Below are 14,722 nucleotides of genomic sequence, written 5' to 3' on the forward strand. Positions count from 1 at the left end.
GTGCGGGCGGTTCGATAGGATCAACGGTCATGACCGGTGTCCTCGAATTCGCCCATGTTCCGCACCCCTCGCCCGCTTCCGCGGAACGGCGCGGAGAAGTATTGGCGGATCCCGGTTTCGGCCGGTACTTCACCGATCACATGGTCACGATCGACTACACCGAGGGCCGCGGCTGGCACGACGCCACCGTCCAGCCGTACGGACCGATGCAGCTCGATCCGGCCGCGATGGTGCTGCACTACGGTCAGGCGATCTTCGAAGGTCTGAAGGTCTACCGTCAGCCCGACGGCAGCATCGCGGCCTTCCGCGTCTACTCCAACGCCGAGCGGATGCGCCGGTCCTCGCGGCGCCTGGCGATGGCCGAGCTGCCGGACGAATTGTTCGTCCGGTCCATCGCGGAGCTGGTCGACGCCGACCACGAATGGGTGCCGGCCGCCGGGGGTGAGGAGTCGCTGTATCTGCGGCCGTTCATGTTCTCCACCGAGGCGGGTCTCGGCGTGCGGCCCGCGAACCAGTACCGGTACGTGCTGATCGCCTCCCCGGCCGGCGCGTACTTCCCCCGCGGCGTCAAGCCGGTGAGCGTGTGGATCTCGCAGGAGTACGTGCGGGCCGCCCCGGGCGGCACCGGCGACGCCAAGTTCTCCGGCAACTACGCGGCGTCGCTGCTGGCGCAGGCGCAGGCCGTCGAGCAGGGGTGCGACCAGGTGGTGTGGCTCGACGCCGTCGAGCGCCGCTACATCGAGGAGATGGGCGGCATGAACCTGTGCTTCATCTTCGGTTCGGGCGCCGACGCGAAGCTGGTGACGCCGGAGCTGTCCGGCTCGTTGCTGCCCGGCATCACCCGGGACTCGCTGCTCACGCTGGCCAGGGAGGCCGGCCTCGAGGTGGAGGAGCGCAAGATCTCGGTTCAGGAGTGGGAGTCCGAGGTTGCCGACGGGCGGATCACCGAGGTCTTCGCGTGCGGGACCGCGGCGGTGATCACCCCGGTCGGCACCGTCAAGAGCCGTGACGGCGAGTTCACCGTCGGCGACGGCGAGCCCGGCAAGGTCACCATGGCGTTGCGTGACACCCTCACCGGGATCCAGCGCGGCACCTTCGCCGACACCCACGGCTGGCTGACGACGCTGCGCTGAGGCCGGCGGCCGTCGCTACCCGACGGCCGCGCTCAGCGCCGCCGCCACCACCGTCACCGTCGTCTCGAGGCCGGCTCCGAGCGCGTCGCCGTTGAGGCCGCCGAACCTGCGCACGCAGTGCCGCACCAGCAGCAGTGCGGCCACGAGCCCCACGGCGACCGTCGCCGGACCGGTCCACCAGGCGCCGGGCACGCACCAGGCGGCCGCGACAGCAGCGACGACGGCCCACAGGACGCCCACCCCCAGCGGCTGCGTCCCGGCGACCAGGGCACCGAACCCGCTGCCCGGTGCTGCGGCCACACCGCGGCGGCATGCGAGCACGACCGCGACCCGGCCGGCGGTGACCGCGAGGACCACGGCGAACCAGGATCGAGCGTCGGCGAGCGCCCCGAACGAGGCCGCCTGCGCTCCCAGCACGAGTACCAGGGTGGCCACCCCGAACGGCCCGGCGCCGCCCGACTTCATCACCTCACGTGCCCGCTCCGGCGGCCCGTAGCAGCCGAGCCCGTCGGCGGTGTCGCACAGGCCGTCGAGGTGCATGCCCCGCGTCGCGAGGCCCAGAAATCCCACCCCGATCAGGCCGGCGAGCAGGGGAGTGCAGCCGGCGGCGACGGCCGCCCAGAGCGCGCCCGCGGTGCCCAGGCCCAGCACGAGGCCGGCCACCGGTGCCGCAGCGATGGCCGCGCCCGCCGCGCTGCGATCGATGTGCCCCGGCCCCCGGATCGGCAGCACCGTGAGCCAGGACAGAGCGAGAGCGACGCCGCGCATCAGTCGCCGCGCGGCTCGGCGACCGGCGCGCCGTCCTCGTCGCGGGTGCTCACGCCGGCCTCGGCGAACGTGGCCATGTTCGTGAGCACCGCGACCGCACCGTGCAGGATCGGCAGCGCGGCAACCGCTCCCGAACCCTCGCCGAGACGCATTCCCAAGTCGACGAGGGGGTCGAGGTTCAGGTGCCGCAGGGCCAGCGTATGGGCCGGTTCGGTGGAGCGGTGCCCGGCGACCCACCAGTCCCGGGCCCCGGGAGCCAGCTCCTCGGCGACGAGCGCGGCAGCGGTGACGACGACCCCGTCGAGCACGACCGGGGTCCGGCGCACCGACGCCTGCGCGAGGTAACCGGCCATCGCGGCGAGGTCGGCACCGCCGGCGGTGCGCAGCAGGGCCACCGGGTTGCGGGCGTGAGGCCGGGCGCGGCGCATTGCGTCGCGGATCGCGGCGACCTTGCGCATCCAGGCGGCGTCGTCGATCCCGGTGCCACGGCCCACCGCCGCGACGGGTTCGGTGCCGGTGAGGGTGGCGATCAGCGCCGTGGCAGGGGTGGTGTTCCCGATACCCATGTCGCCCGCGACGAGGAGGTCGGCTCCCGCGTCGACCTCCTCGTCGGCGACGGTTCGTCCGGCGGCGATCGCCTGCAGGGTCTCCTGCTCGGTGAGCGCGTCCTCCCGGTCGACGGCGCCGCTCGACCGGCGCACCTTGTGCGCGGAGACGGCCGGATCCGTGTCGCCGTCGACGGCCATGTCCACGACCCGGACCCCGGCGCCGGCGACCCCGGCGAGCACGTTGACCGCGGCGCCACCGGCGAGGAAGTTGGCGACCATCTGAGCGGTGACCTCGGGGGGGTACGCGGAGACGCCGCCGCGGGCTACCCCGTGATCACCGGCGAACACCACCACGCGGGGGCGGGCGAACGGCCGGGGCGGGACCTGCCCCTGGCAGGACGCGACCCAGCAGCCCAGTTCCTCCAGCCGGCCGAGGGAACCGGCAGGCTTGGTGAGGTCGCGCTGTCGGCCTTCGGCGCGCCGGCGGACCTCCGGATCGGGCGCGACGACGGGCGGGAAGACGACGTCGGCGGAGGAAACGGATTCGCTGCTCACGGGGCACCTTTCACGAAGTCGCGGAGGCCGAAGCCACCGCTGGACGCTATCAACCCGCTCTGCGGCAGAAAATCGACGGTAGATGGCCTTGCTGCCACTGTCTCGGCCGGGTCGCCGGCGACAGACTGTCCGTCATGAGCCAGGTCGTCGTGATCGTCCTCGTGCTGGCCACGCTCTTCGCCGGGCTCGAGCTCGCGCGGGCCCGTTCCCGTCCCGCGCCGCGCTGGGTGACCCGGGCATGGTGGCGCTGTGACCATTTCCGGCCGCACGATCCGTCGCCCCACGGTGGCGACCCGTCGGCCGGCTGGGTGCGCACCACGATCGACGCGCGCCGGTCGCCGCAGCACTGATCGGCGTGCCGGTCGCCGCAGCACTGACCAGTGTGCCGGTCGCCGCAGCACTGACCGGTGTGCCGGTCGCCGCAGCACTCACCGGCGTGCCGGTGGGCTGCGGTCAGACGGCGTCGCCGGGGGAGACCCGGGGCAGCGGCGCCCGGAGCTTGCGGATCTGGGAGGCCCGCACGAACGCGTACCACCCGAGACCGAAACCGCCCTCGGTGGTGTCGGGGAAACGGGCCCGGACCTTCTTGTTCACGAGACGGCCGAGGTAGATCCCCTCGATCACCATGAGCACGATCATCGCGAACATCGCGAGCGTCACGTACTGCTGGACCACCGGACCGAGGAACATCGTCATGATGAGGATGAGCGCCATCGGCATGAACAGACCCACGAGGTTGCGGCGGCTGTCCACCAGATCGCGGACGTAGGCCCGCACGGGACCCTTGTCGCGGGGCAGCAGGTACTTCTCCTCGCCGGCGAGCATCCGGGTGCGGCGCTCGCCCGCGGCGGCGCGGCGCTCGGCGGCTCGAGCCTTGCGTTCGTCCTTGGAGAGGGACTGCTTGGCTGCCTTGCGGCGTGCCCGCGCCTCCTTGGCGGTCAACGGAGCCGGAGCGACGGGACCGCGCCGACGCGCTTCGGCCTCCCGGCGCTTCGGAGTGGGACGGCCCTTGCCGGTCGTCCCCTTGCCCCCCTCGGACTGCGGGGCGGCGACGGACTCGGACACACCGAGGTCCTCGTTGTCGGATTCGTCGGAACCGCCGCGGCGTAGCAACTTCACCCCTCCAGGCTATGGGAAAACCGGCCCGGCCGGGAAATCGCCCCCGGTCAGGCCCCCGCGCGGTCCGGTACCGCGCATGAGGAATAGATCCGCGCGCGGTACCGTTGAGGGAACCGGGTTTCACACGAAAGACGAGGGAGCGCCCATGACTGTGCAGGACGAGACCGCCACTCACGGCGTCACCATGACCGAGGCCGCCTCCGCCAAGGCGAAGGCACTGCTCGACCAGGAGGGCCGCGACGACCTCTCGCTGCGCATCGCCGTGCAGCCGGGTGGGTGTGCCGGCCTTCGCTACCAGCTGTTCTTCGACGACCGGACGCTCGACGGTGATCTCACCCGTGACTTCGGTGGCGTCGTCCTCGCCGTCGACCGGATGAGCGCGCCCTACGTCGAAGGCGCGTCGATCGACTTCGTCGACACGATCGAGAAGCAGGGCTTCACGATCGACAACCCGAACGCCACCGGCTCCTGCGCCTGCGGCGATTCGTTCAACTGACGCAGGTCCCGTAGTGCGGCCCCGGCGCGATCTCGCGTCGGGGTCGCACTGCTGTCCGGTGGGTGCGGGTAGCGTGAGATCGATCCCAGTCCTCCGCTGAAAGGCCCAGCCACGTGACCATCGCCGTGACCGGTTCCATCGCCACCGACCACCTCATGCGTTTCCCCGGACGCTTCGCCGAGCAGCTCGTCGCCGACCAGCTCAGCCACATCTCGCTCAGCTTCCTGGTCGACGACCTGGTGGTCCGCCGTGGCGGTGTGGGCGGCAACATCGCCTACGCGATGGGCGTGCTCGGCGGGGCACCGGTGCTCGTCGGAGCGGTGGGCGCCGACTTCGCCGAGTACCGCGCGTGGCTCGAGGGCAACGGCGTCGACTGCAGCCCCGTGCACGTGTCGCAGACCGCGCACACCGCGCGTTTCGTGTGCACGACCGACGAGGCGATGGCCCAGATCGCGTCGTTCTATCCGGGCGCGATGTCCGAGGCGCGGGACATCTCCCTCGCCGGGGTGACCGGGGCGCACGGTGTCGACCTGGTCCTGATCGGCGCCAACGACCCGGAGGCGATGGCCCGGCACACCGACGAATGCCGGCAGCTCGGCGTGCCGTTCGCGGCCGACCCGTCTCAGCAACTCGCCCGCCTCAGCGGTGAGGAGGCTGCGCGGCTGATCGACGGCGCCGCCTACCTGTTCACCAACGAATACGAGTGGGGACTCCTGCAGCAGAAGACCGGCCTGACGGAGGAGCAGATCCGCGCCATGGTCGGGTTGCGGGTCACCACGCTCGGCGGTAACGGTGTCGAGATCGTCGAACGGGACGGCCGCCGGACGCACGTGGGCGTCGTGCCCGAGCGGGCCAAGGTGGACCCCACCGGCGTCGGCGACGCGTTCCGGGCGGGGTTCCTGCTGGGACACCGGGCGGGCCTCACCCTCGAACGCGCCGCCCAGCTCGGCTCGCTCGTCGCGGTTCTGGTGCTCGAGACGACCGGCACCCAGGAATGGACTTTCGACCGCCCCGACGCGGTCAAGCGGCTGACGGTCGCGTACGGGCAGGCGGCCGCGGACGAGATCGCCGCAATCCTGCCGTGACCGGCCGGTGTGCCTTTTGGGCGGTCCCCACCGCCCAAAAGGCACACCGGCCGCGGAGCGGCCCTACACCTCGACGGGGTACGCCGGCTCCTGGATCTCCGGCACGATGCGCTGCTCGACGAAGATGCCGTGCCAGATCATGAACACCAGCACCGTCCACAGCCGTCGGCTGTGATCGGTCCGGCCCTCGCGGTGCTCGTCGAGCATCCGGGCCACGGCCGCCTTGTCCAGCAGGTGCTCGGTGCCCGACTCGGCGATCACGTCGCGTGCCCAGTCGAACAGTTCGGGTCCGCGCAGCCAGTGCCGCAGCGGCACGGGGAAGCCGAGCTTCGCGCGGTGCAGCACGTGCGGCGGGACGATGCCCTCGAGGGCTCGTCGCAGCGCGTACTTGGTGGTGTTCTTCGTGATCTTCTGATCCAGCGGCACCTGTGAGGCGACGCGGAAGACCTCCGGGTCGAGGAACGGCACGCGCAGCTCCAGCGAATTCGCCATCGTCATCTTGTCGGCCTTGACGAGGATGTCGCCGCGCAGCCAGGTGAACAGGTCGAGATGCTGCATCCGCGCGACAGGATCCCACCCGGCCGAGCGGGCGTAGATCGGCGCGGTGACGTCCTGGTGCGTCCACTCCGGACGGAAGTCGCGCAGCACGGCCCGCAGCTGCGCGTCGTTGAAGCTGCGGGCGTTGCCGTAGTACCGCTCCTCGAGCGTCATCGACCCGCGATGGAGCAGGCTCTTCCCGCGGGTGCCCTCGGGGATGCGCTCCGACAACTTGCCGGCCGCACGCCGCATCGGCTTCGGCAGGTACTCGAACGGCTTCAGCGACAGCGGCTCGCGGTAGATGGTGTAGCCGCCGAACAACTCGTCGGCGCCTTCCCCGGACAGCACCACCTTCACGTGCTTGCGCGCTTCCTTGGCGACAAACCACAGGGGCACCAGCGCGGGATCGGCGACGGGGTCGTCCAGGTACCACACGATCTCGGGGATCGCGGCGGCGAACTCGGCGGGGGAGACGACCTTGACGACGTGGCGCGCGCCGATCGCGGCGGCGGACTCGGCGGCCACGTCGACCTCCGAGTAGCCTTCGCGCTCGAACCCGGTGGTGAAGGTGATCAGATTCGGGTTGTGCCGCATCGCGAGAGCCGCGACGGCCGTGGAGTCGATACCGCCGGACAGGAACGATCCCACCGTCACGTCGGCGCGCATGTGCTTGGCGACGGAGTCCTCGAGCGCCTCCGCGATCTCCCGGTACCGGTCGTCCTCGCGACCCGCGGCGAAGGGACGGACGGGGAACGTCGGCTCGAAGTACCGGGTGATCTCGGGGCGGCCCCCCGGACGCACCCGGGCGAAGCACCCGGACTCGAGCCGCCGGATCTCCGCGTGCAGGGTTTCCGGTTCGGGCACGTACTGCAACACCGTGTAGTGCTCGACGGCGCGGGGATCGAGTCCGGTGCCGATCCCGATCACCTCGGCCAGCTCGAGCAGGCTCTTCTTCTCGCTGCCGAACGCGGTGCCACCCGTGCCCGTGGCCAGGAACAGCGGCTTGATCCCGAACGGATCGCGGGCGAGGAACAGCTCGCGCGTCTCGGTGTCCCAGACTGCGAACGCGAACATGCCGCGAAGTCGTCGCACCGCGTCGGCACCCCAGTGGTGGAACGCGGCGACGATCGTCTCGCTGTCGCCCTCGGTGGCGAACTGTGTCCCGTACTTCTCGGTCAGCTCGGCACGCAGCTCCAGATAGTTGTAGATCTCACCGTTGAAGGTCAGGGCATAGCGCTCCGGAGACTCCGGCGGGCCCCAACGCAGCGGCTGGTGCGAGTGCGCGATGTCGATGATCGACAGCCGATTGAAGCCGTAGACCAGGTCACCGTCGTGCCAGGTGCCGTGCTCGTCGGGTCCGCGGTGGCGCAGGCAGTGCATCGCGGAGTCGACCTTGGCGACGGCGTCGTCGCTGGTGCCGTCAGTGGTCAGTAACCCGAGCAGTCCGCACACGGCGTCCGATACCTCATTCCGGTTGGGATGGATTCGGCCCCCGGGAATGTTGCCGCGGCAGGGACCGACGGTCTGCATGGCAGTATGCCGCAGCCCGGGGGTTGCGGCAGCCGGCGGCCGGTGTCGACCCTGTCGTGAGCAGCGGGCACGCAACGACGCGACACGTTGTGTGCGCCCCGGGGATGGATCGCAGCCGGGTTTGGTCTACGCTGCGTAGTAATTGGGTCTGCCCTCCGGGTGTGCCCTAGTGGAATTGCGGCGATCAGGAAGGCGTGAACGTGGCGCAAGGTCGGATCCTTCGGCGGTTCGGGCTGGCAGCATCTCTCGGTATTGCAGCCCTGCTGCTGACGGGATGCAGCAGCGAGGAAGTCCTGCGTTTCGGCTGGCCGGAGGGGATTACCCCGCAGGCCGAGCGTATGCGTGAGCTGTGGACGTGGTCGGTCGTCGCCGCCCTCGTCATGGGTGTGCTGGTGTGGGGCCTGACCTTCTGGGTGGTCATCTTCCACCGCAAGAAGAAGGACTCGCCGGAGTTCCCGCGGCAGACGGCGTACAACGTGCCGCTCGAGCTGCTGTACACGGCTGTGCCGTTCGTCATCATCGCGGTGCTGTTCTACTTCACCGTGGTGGTGCAGAACTACGTCCTCGAGAAGGAGGACAACCCGAACGTCGTGGTCGACGTCACGGCGTTCCAGTGGAACTGGAAGTTCGGCTACCGCACGATCGATCTCGGTGAGGGCACGGCACGCTACGAGGGCACCGACGAGATCGCCCAGGCCGCGGTCGCCGGTGACGACGAGGAGCATGCCGGCGGCGAGCACGAGGTGCCGGCACCGATCCACGGTCAGGAGGCCGAGGACCTGTCGTACCTGCACTACAACAAGATCGAGACCGTCGGCACCAGCAGCGAGATCCCGGTCCTCGTCCTGCCGACCGACCGCCGGATCGAGTTCGTGCTCGCCTCCTCCGACGTGATCCACTCCTTCTGGGTGCCGGAGTTCCTGTTCAAGCGGGACGTCAATCCGAACCCGCTGAACAACAGCTCCGATCCCGTCTTCCAGATCTCCGAGATCCAGGAGGAAGGCGCGTTCGTCGGCCGCTGCGCCGAGATGTGCGGCACCTACCACGCGATGATGAACTTCGAGGTCCGCGCGGTGAGCCCGGAGCGGTTCGCGGAGTACATCGAGCTCCGCAAGCCCGTCGAGGACGGCGGTCAGGGCCTGACCAACGCGCAGGCGCTCGAGCGTATCGGCGAGTCCCCGGTCGCGACGTCCACCACCCCGTTCAAGACCGACCGCACCGACCGGGCGGCCAGCGGCGTCGTCACCGCGGGCAACTGACCGGTAACCCTCCGACCAAGGACAAGCTGATATGAAGATCGAAGCCAAGCTCTTCGAAGTCGTGACGGTGTTCTTCGTGCTCGTCGCCATCGTCTACGGAGTGTTCACCGGACTGTCCCGCACGGGCATCGAGTGGGCCGGCCTCACGGCGATCGTGCTCTCGGCGGGCCTGACCCTGATCGTCGGCACCTACTTCCGCTTCGTGGCCCGTCGCCTCGACACCCGCCCGGAGGACTACGAGGAGGCCGAGATCAGCGACGGCGCAGGCGACCTGGGCTTCTTCAGCGCGGGGAGCTACTGGCCGATCCTGCTGGCGGGGGCGGCCGCCTTCGCCGCCATCGCGCTGGCCTTCTTCCAGCCGTGGCTGATCGTCCTCGCCGTGGTGCTGATCCTGGCTGCGGCGGCCGGCCTGGTGTTCGAGTACCACGTCGGACCCGAGAAGCACTGAGCGCACGCAGAAGCACGACGCCCGCGGGGCGGCCTCATCGTGAGGCCGCCCCGCGGGCTTCTGCGTCTCCGGGAGCACCGTGCTGCGGACGACGGTCGGGGGTCACCGTGGCGACCGGCCCGAGGCGAGGTCGCGGGGCACGGGACCGACACCGGCATGCCGGCCCGGCAGAGTCGCGGCGTGCAGCTGTCCCGGTCCGCGGCCCCGGCGAGCTGCCAGAGCGTCCGCGACCACCCCGGTGACGAAGGCGTACACCGCCTTGTGCAGGACGTCGACCACCAGTTCCGAGCGTGGCCACGTCTGTGGCGGGGCACCGACCCCGGTGGCGTTCTCCAGGATCTGATCGTTGGTCAGCCGCAGAACCGTGAACTTCGCGGACGCCCACGGCCCTCGTAACCCCACCTCCGACATCACCGACCGCACGACTCCCAGCACGGCACCCTGCCCGTAGTCCACGGCCCGGTTGTCGAGCTGCTGCCGTACGACCTCGCCTGGAACGGTTTCGCCCTGGTGCTCCTCGTCGTGGGCGCGGTCCTGCTGGTGCGGGCAGTCCGTGCGGACCACCGGTAGGCGGCGACGGCATGCACGACCACTCGATGCTCGCCCCGGGCAGTCCGGGGCTGCTGCACCTGCTCGTGGTCGTCGTCGCCGCGGCAATCGCCGGTACCTACCTTGCCGCGTCGAGCCGTCTTCGGCGGCGCGGCGACGTCTGGTCGCGGGCACGGGATGCGTCCTTCGTCGCCGGGTGTGCGATCGTCGCTGCGGCGACCGTGCCCCTGCCGGTGCCGGCTTTCACCGGCCACATGGGTGTCCACTTGGGGGTGGGGATGGTGGGCCCGGTGCTGCTCGTGCTCGCACGCCCCGTCACGCTCGCCTTGCGAGCGGTGCAGCCGGGTCCCGCGCGACGGGCGCTGGTGTCGGTAGCGCACTCGGGGCCCGTCGCGGTGCTCACAGCTCCGCCGGTCGCGGCCGTTCTCGATCTGGGTGGGCTGTGGCTGCTGTATCGCACCGGCCTGTTCGCGGTCATGCACCATAGTCCGCTGCTCGGGGCGGTCGTCCATCTGCACGTGTTCGCGGCCGGGGTGCTGTTCGCCTACGCGATCTGCCAGGTGGACCCCGTCCGGCACCGCTACGGTCTCGGATCGCGGGCAGCGGTCCTGTTCCTCGCCGGGACGGCACACGCGATCCTGGCCAAGAGCCTCTACGCGTCCCCACCGCCCGGTCACGAGGTCGCCACGTCGGATCTGCAGGCCGGTGCGTTGGTGATGTACTACGGCGGTGACCTCGTCGAGGTGGCGCTCGCCGTCGTGCTGGCCGTGGAGTGGTACCGCCGTACCGGCCGGGACCGGGCCCGGAGCGTCCGCCGGGACGCAGCCGAGGGCCTCCACGCTCCTCCTCGGACCGGTGTCGGCGCGACGCCGCGTGGGCACCGGAGTGCCGACACACCCGGACGGTAGCGGGCGGTCGCCCCGGGCGTCTGCCGAGGTGGGGGAGCGGTCGGATGCGCGCACGCGGCTCGGAGGGGTGCGGGATGCCCGCGAACGGCAGAGGCCCCGAACCGCGTGCGGTTCGGGGCCTCCGGCTTCGGACGGGCGTCAGTGCGTCCGGCCGTCACCGTCCGTCGGCGTGCCGTGGACGCGTTCCTGGTACTCGCTCAGGATGGCACGCTGCTCGACCTCAGCCTCGTGGTGCGCGGCCTCGAGGGCGGTCGCCTCCTCGGCCGGGTCCGCGCTCCACCAGCTGCCCGCGCCGGGCTTGCCGGCGGTGCCGAGCTTGTTCATGCGCTTGGGCACCGGAGCGCCCTGGTACTCGAGCGGGATCGGATGGCCGTGCTCGTCCACCGGGCCGAGCGGCTGGTGGATCTCGATGTACTCGCCGTGCGGCAGGCGACGGACGATGCCCGTCTCGATGCCGTGCTCGAGCACCTGACGGTCGCTGCGCTGCAGGCCCAGGCAGAACCGGTAGGTCAGGTAGTAGGCGAGCGGCGGGCCGAGCAGGATGCCGATGCGGCCGATCCACGTCATCGCGTTCAACGAGATGTCGAACTTGTAGGCGATGATGTCGTTGATGCACATGATGGTCGCGATGGCGTAGAAGGTCAGGGCCATCGCGCCGATCGCGGTCCGGACCGGGACGTCCCGCGGACGCTGCAGCAGGTTGTGGTGCGCGTCGTCCTTGGTGAACTTCTTCTCGATCCACGGGTAGGCGATCAGCACCGCGAAGACCAGGCCCATGATCACCGCGATCCAGAACACCGCGGGGATCGTGTACCGGCCGAACAGGTAGATCTCCCAGGCCGGCCAGATCCGGGCCAGGCCGTCCGTCCACATCATGTAGATGTCGGGCTGCGAGCCGGCGGACACCTGCGACGGGTTGTACGGGCCGATGTTCCAGACCGGGTTGATCTGGAGCAGACCGCTCATCAGGGCCAGCACCGCGAAGGTGATGGCGAAGAACGCGCCGGACTTGACGGCGAACACCGGCAGGATCCGGACGCCCACGACGTTCTGCTCGGTACGGCCGGGGCCGGGGAACTGCGTGTGCTTCTGGTACCAGACGAGCGCGAGGTGGGCTGCGATCAGGGCGAGAATGATGCCCGGAAGCAGCAGGACGTGCGCGACGTACAGGCGCGGGATGATGAGCATGCCCGGGAAGTCGCCGCCGAAGATCAGCCAGTGCATCCACGTGCCGATCACCGGGATGCTGATGGTGATGCCGGACAGGGCGGCGCGAAGACCGGTGCCGGAGAGCAGGTCGTCGGGCAGCGAGTAGCCGAAGAAGCCCTCGAACATCGCGAGGATCAGCAGCAGCGAGCCGATCACCCAGTTCGCTTCGCGCGGACGGCGGAACGCACCGGTGAAGAACACGCGCAGCAGGTGCACGATGATCGACGCGGCGAACATCAGCGCAGCCCAGTGGTGGATCTGCCGGACGAACAGACCGCCGCGCACCTCGAACGAGATGTCCAGGGTCGTCTCGTACGCGCGCGACATCGTGACGCCGCGCAGCGGGGTGTAGGCGCCGTCGTAGACGACGTGCGCGAGGGACGGATCGAAGAACAGCGTCAGGTACACGCCCGAGATCAGCAGGATCACGAAGCTGTACAGCGCGATCTCACCCAGGAGGAAGGACCAGTGGGTGGGGAACACCTTGTTGATCTGACGCCGCAACCCGGCCGCCGGGTGATAGCGCGAGTCGATGTTCTCCGCCGCGTGGGCGGCGCGGGACGGTGTTGCAGTACTCACGGGCGACGCTCCCAAAATGCCGGACCGAGAGCCTCGATGAAGTCGCCGCCGGCGACGAGGAAGCCCTCTTCGTTCACTGTAATAGGCAACTGCGGCAGTGCGCGAGCAGCAGGACCGAACAGGGGCTTGCCGTACTCCAGAGCATTGAACTGCGACTGGTGGCAGGGGCACAGGATGCGGTTGGTCTGCTGTTCGTACAGCGAGGTCGGGCAGCCCAGGTGGGTGCAGATCTTCGAGTAGGCGAAGTAGTCGCCGTAGTTGAAGCTCTCCTGGCCCTTGCGCTTGATCACCTTCGCGGTGTCCTCGGTGCGCAGGCGGATCAGCATGACGGCGTTGCGGATGCCGCGCAGGCCCTCGAGGAGGGCGTGCTCGTCACCGCGGTCGGACTCGCGGAACGGGAACACGGTCTCCATGCCGCCGGCGTCGAGGTCCTCCGGGCGGACCAGGACGATGTCGTTCACGCGCCCGGTGTCGCGGCGCAGGTAGATCGTCTCGCCCGGGTACCGGGGGGTCCAGCCCGAGACCCACAGCGGGGAGTCGTCGCCTTCGGCCCAGGGGTTCTTGATCAGGCCGCCGAGCGGCATGATCAGGCCGAGGCCGAGGGCACCGCCACCGAACAGCGCCGTGCGCTTGATCAGCTTGCGGCGCGGCAGCGTGGAGGTGTCCAGCGAGTCGGAGAGCTCGGCGACGATCGTGCGCCGGTCGACCTCCGAGGAGACACCGTCGTGCCGATCCTGGATCGACACCTCCTCCGGAATGAACTTCTTGGTGAACTGCACCGCACCGACGCCGACGCCGAGGATGGCCAGACCCAGGGTCAGGCCCAGCAGCGGCGTGTACAGGTTGTACAGCGCGTAGTTGTCCTCCCCGGGGCCCTGGTACTCCCACGGCCAGAAGATGAACACCGCGATGAACGCGAGGGCCGACACGCCCGCCAGCCCGAACCAGAAGGCGACGTTGCGTTCCGCGCGCTTCTCGGCGCGGGTGCCGCCGACGGGCCAGCGATCCTTGCGGAACGCCACGTCCACACCGTCGAGGTTGGTGCCGAGCGCGACGAGATCGTCGCGGCTCATCTGATCGAGATTCTCGATCGTGTGCTTGTTCGGCGTTTCGCCGCCACTCATGACCTTGCTCCGATCCACAGTGCCGCACCCACGACGGCGACGATCCCGACCACCCACATCGTCGGGCCCTCGGAGGCGGGGCCGAAGCCGCCCAGGCCGTATCCGCCGGGGCTCTGCGTCTCGCTGGACGCCTTGACGTAGGCGATGATGTCCTGCTTCTCCTCCAGCGTGAGCTGACGATCGGAGAACTTGGGCATGTTCTGCGGACCGGTCAGCATCGCGGTGTAGATCTGCTGCTCGTTCGCCGGGTCGAGGACGGGCGCGAACTTGCCGGACGACAGTGCGCCACCCCGGCCGGTGAAGTTGTGGCACGAGGCGCAGTTCTGGCGGAACAGTTCGCTGCCGCGCGCGACGTCGTCGCCGCGCAGCGAGGACTGCGCGATCTCACCGTTCTCGTCGCGGATGAGCGTGGGGCCGCCACCGTTGGCCTGGATGTAGGCGCCGAGGGCGTCCGTCTGGGCCGCGTCGAACTTCGGCGTCTTGCGCAGGGCCTGGGCCTCGTTGCGCATCATCGGCATGCGGCCGGTGGAGACCTGGAAGTACACGGCTGCCTCGCCGACACCGATCAGGCTCGGGCCGCGGTCCTGCACACCCTGCAGGTTGGCGCCGTGGCACGTGACGCAGGAGGTCTCGTAGAGCTGCTTGCCTTCGCGGATCAGTGCCGACTGATCCTCGTTCGCCGTCGCCACCTGCGGCGCGGGGGTCAGCGCGGAGGCGAGGAAGCCCGCGCTGAGCAGGCCGAGGGCGAGCACCAGCGCACCGGTGACGCGGCGGCGCAGCTTGCGCTGACGGCGGGACTTGGCGGACGCGGCCGCGGACTGACCGGGCATGTCACCCTCGGAAGCGAGAGGTGGGGATGAACTCATCTGTATCCC

At 70.0% G+C, this 14,722-nt stretch carries 15 protein-coding genes; 7 read left to right on the top strand and 8 right to left on the bottom strand.

What is annotated here, in order from left to right; translation table 11 throughout:
• Positions 1-29 precede the first annotated feature (29 nt).
• Positions 30-1,133, top strand: coding sequence for a branched-chain amino acid aminotransferase (locus tag RR3_RS08420; protein ID WP_010594332.1), 1,104 nt, complete (start codon positions 30-32; stop codon positions 1,131-1,133).
• Positions 1,134-1,148: 15 nt separating this feature from the next.
• On the opposite strand, the gene RR3_RS08425 is transcribed toward RR3_RS08420, so the two are convergent.
• Both RR3_RS08425 and cobT read right to left on the bottom strand, forming a co-directional pair.
• Positions 1,149-1,901, bottom strand: a complete 753-nt coding sequence (locus tag RR3_RS08425) for an adenosylcobinamide-GDP ribazoletransferase (RefSeq protein ID WP_017680366.1) — start codon at positions 1,899-1,901, stop codon at positions 1,149-1,151.
• Complete coding sequence (gene cobT, locus RR3_RS08430; protein ID WP_017680367.1) at positions 1,901-3,004, bottom strand: nicotinate-nucleotide--dimethylbenzimidazole phosphoribosyltransferase; 1,104 nt, start codon at positions 3,002-3,004, stop codon at positions 1,901-1,903. The genes RR3_RS08425 and cobT overlap by 1 nt, the downstream gene beginning before the upstream one ends.
• A 134-nt stretch (positions 3,005-3,138) precedes the next feature.
• Between cobT and RR3_RS08435 the strand changes: the two genes are divergently transcribed.
• Positions 3,139-3,354 carry a hypothetical protein gene (locus RR3_RS08435; protein ID WP_040275257.1) on the top strand — a complete coding sequence of 72 codons (216 nt, stop codon included), beginning with the start codon at positions 3,139-3,141 and terminating at the stop codon, positions 3,352-3,354.
• Between the two features lie 103 nt (positions 3,355-3,457).
• Here RR3_RS08435 and RR3_RS08440 read toward each other — a convergent pair whose 3' ends face one another.
• Entirely contained in the window at positions 3,458-4,123 is a 666-nt protein-coding gene (locus tag RR3_RS08440) for a DUF3043 domain-containing protein (RefSeq protein WP_010594336.1), read from the bottom strand.
• 145 nt (positions 4,124-4,268) lie between these two features.
• On the opposite strand from RR3_RS08440, the gene RR3_RS08445 reads away from it, so the two are divergent.
• Together RR3_RS08445 and RR3_RS08450 are read left to right on the top strand one after the other, a co-directional pair.
• On the top strand, positions 4,269-4,619 hold the full coding sequence (locus tag RR3_RS08445) for a HesB/IscA family protein (protein WP_010594337.1): 351 nt from the start codon (positions 4,269-4,271) through the stop codon (positions 4,617-4,619).
• Between the two features lie 113 nt (positions 4,620-4,732).
• Positions 4,733-5,704, top strand: a complete 972-nt coding sequence (locus RR3_RS08450) for a carbohydrate kinase family protein (protein WP_010594338.1) — start codon at positions 4,733-4,735, stop codon at positions 5,702-5,704.
• A 63-nt stretch (positions 5,705-5,767) separates the two neighbouring features.
• Here the strand turns inward: RR3_RS08450 and asnB are convergent, their stop codons facing one another.
• Positions 5,768-7,693, bottom strand: a complete 1,926-nt coding sequence (asnB, locus tag RR3_RS08455) for an asparagine synthase (glutamine-hydrolyzing) (RefSeq protein WP_010594339.1) — start codon at positions 7,691-7,693, stop codon at positions 5,768-5,770.
• 272 nt (positions 7,694-7,965) lie between these two features.
• Between asnB and ctaC the strand changes: the two genes are divergently transcribed.
• Positions 7,966-9,030, top strand: a complete 1,065-nt coding sequence (ctaC, locus tag RR3_RS08460) for an aa3-type cytochrome oxidase subunit II (RefSeq protein WP_108754921.1) — start codon at positions 7,966-7,968, stop codon at positions 9,028-9,030.
• 31 nt (positions 9,031-9,061) lie between these two features.
• Positions 9,062-9,478, top strand: coding sequence for a cytochrome c oxidase subunit 4 (locus tag RR3_RS08465; RefSeq protein WP_010594341.1), 417 nt, complete (start codon positions 9,062-9,064; stop codon positions 9,476-9,478).
• Between the two features lie 102 nt (positions 9,479-9,580).
• Here the strand turns inward: RR3_RS08465 and RR3_RS08470 are convergent, their stop codons facing one another.
• Positions 9,581-10,042 (bottom strand): hypothetical protein, encoded by a 462-nt coding sequence (locus RR3_RS08470; protein WP_017680369.1) that lies wholly within the window; start codon positions 10,040-10,042, stop codon positions 9,581-9,583.
• Between the two features lie 17 nt (positions 10,043-10,059).
• On the opposite strand from RR3_RS08470, the gene RR3_RS08475 reads away from it, so the two are divergent.
• Positions 10,060-10,935: a cytochrome c oxidase assembly protein gene (locus RR3_RS08475; protein ID WP_017680370.1), complete on the top strand. Its 876-nt coding sequence runs from the start codon at positions 10,060-10,062 to the stop codon at positions 10,933-10,935.
• Between the two features lie 138 nt (positions 10,936-11,073).
• Here RR3_RS08475 and qcrB read toward each other — a convergent pair whose 3' ends face one another.
• Genes qcrB through qcrC form a run of 3 tightly spaced genes read right to left on the bottom strand, consistent with a single transcriptional unit; the run spans position 11,074 to position 14,713 of the window.
• Positions 11,074-12,723, bottom strand: a complete 1,650-nt coding sequence (qcrB, locus tag RR3_RS08480) for a cytochrome bc1 complex cytochrome b subunit (protein ID WP_010594345.1) — start codon at positions 12,721-12,723, stop codon at positions 11,074-11,076.
• A complete protein-coding gene (gene qcrA / locus RR3_RS08485) occupies positions 12,720-13,847 on the bottom strand; it encodes a cytochrome bc1 complex Rieske iron-sulfur subunit (protein WP_010594346.1) in 1,128 nt (375 codons plus the stop codon). Before qcrA ends, qcrB begins: the two co-directional genes overlap by 4 nt.
• Positions 13,844-14,713 (bottom strand): cytochrome bc1 complex diheme cytochrome c subunit, encoded by an 870-nt coding sequence (gene qcrC, locus RR3_RS08490; RefSeq protein WP_026137666.1) that lies wholly within the window; start codon positions 14,711-14,713, stop codon positions 13,844-13,846. The genes qcrA and qcrC overlap by 4 nt, the downstream gene beginning before the upstream one ends.
• Between the last annotated feature and the right edge of the window lie 9 nt (positions 14,714-14,722).

The sequence above is a fragment of the Rhodococcus ruber NBRC 15591 genome (assembly GCF_001894945.1).
In the GTDB taxonomy this organism is placed as follows: Bacteria; Actinomycetota; Actinomycetes; order Mycobacteriales; family Mycobacteriaceae; genus Rhodococcus; species Rhodococcus ruber.

Excerpts from the sequence above, each read along its gene's own strand:
- RR3_RS08475 (WP_017680370.1), top strand. The coding sequence starts at position 10,060 with ATGCACGACCACTCGATGCTCGCCCCGGGCAGTCCGGGGCTGCTGCAC.
- qcrA (WP_010594346.1), bottom strand. The coding sequence starts at position 13,847 with ATGAGTGGCGGCGAAACGCCGAACAAGCACACGATCGAGAATCTCGAT.
- RR3_RS08435 (WP_040275257.1), top strand. The coding sequence starts at position 3,139 with ATGAGCCAGGTCGTCGTGATCGTCCTCGTGCTGGCCACGCTCTTCGCC.
- RR3_RS08445 (WP_010594337.1), top strand. The coding sequence starts at position 4,269 with ATGACTGTGCAGGACGAGACCGCCACTCACGGCGTCACCATGACCGAG.
- RR3_RS08465 (WP_010594341.1), top strand. The coding sequence starts at position 9,062 with ATGAAGATCGAAGCCAAGCTCTTCGAAGTCGTGACGGTGTTCTTCGTG.
- RR3_RS08420 (WP_010594332.1), top strand. The coding sequence starts at position 30 with ATGACCGGTGTCCTCGAATTCGCCCATGTTCCGCACCCCTCGCCCGCT.
- RR3_RS08425 (WP_017680366.1), bottom strand. The coding sequence starts at position 1,901 with ATGCGCGGCGTCGCTCTCGCTCTGTCCTGGCTCACGGTGCTGCCGATC.
- qcrC (WP_026137666.1), bottom strand. The coding sequence starts at position 14,713 with ATGAGTTCATCCCCACCTCTCGCTTCCGAGGGTGACATGCCCGGTCAG.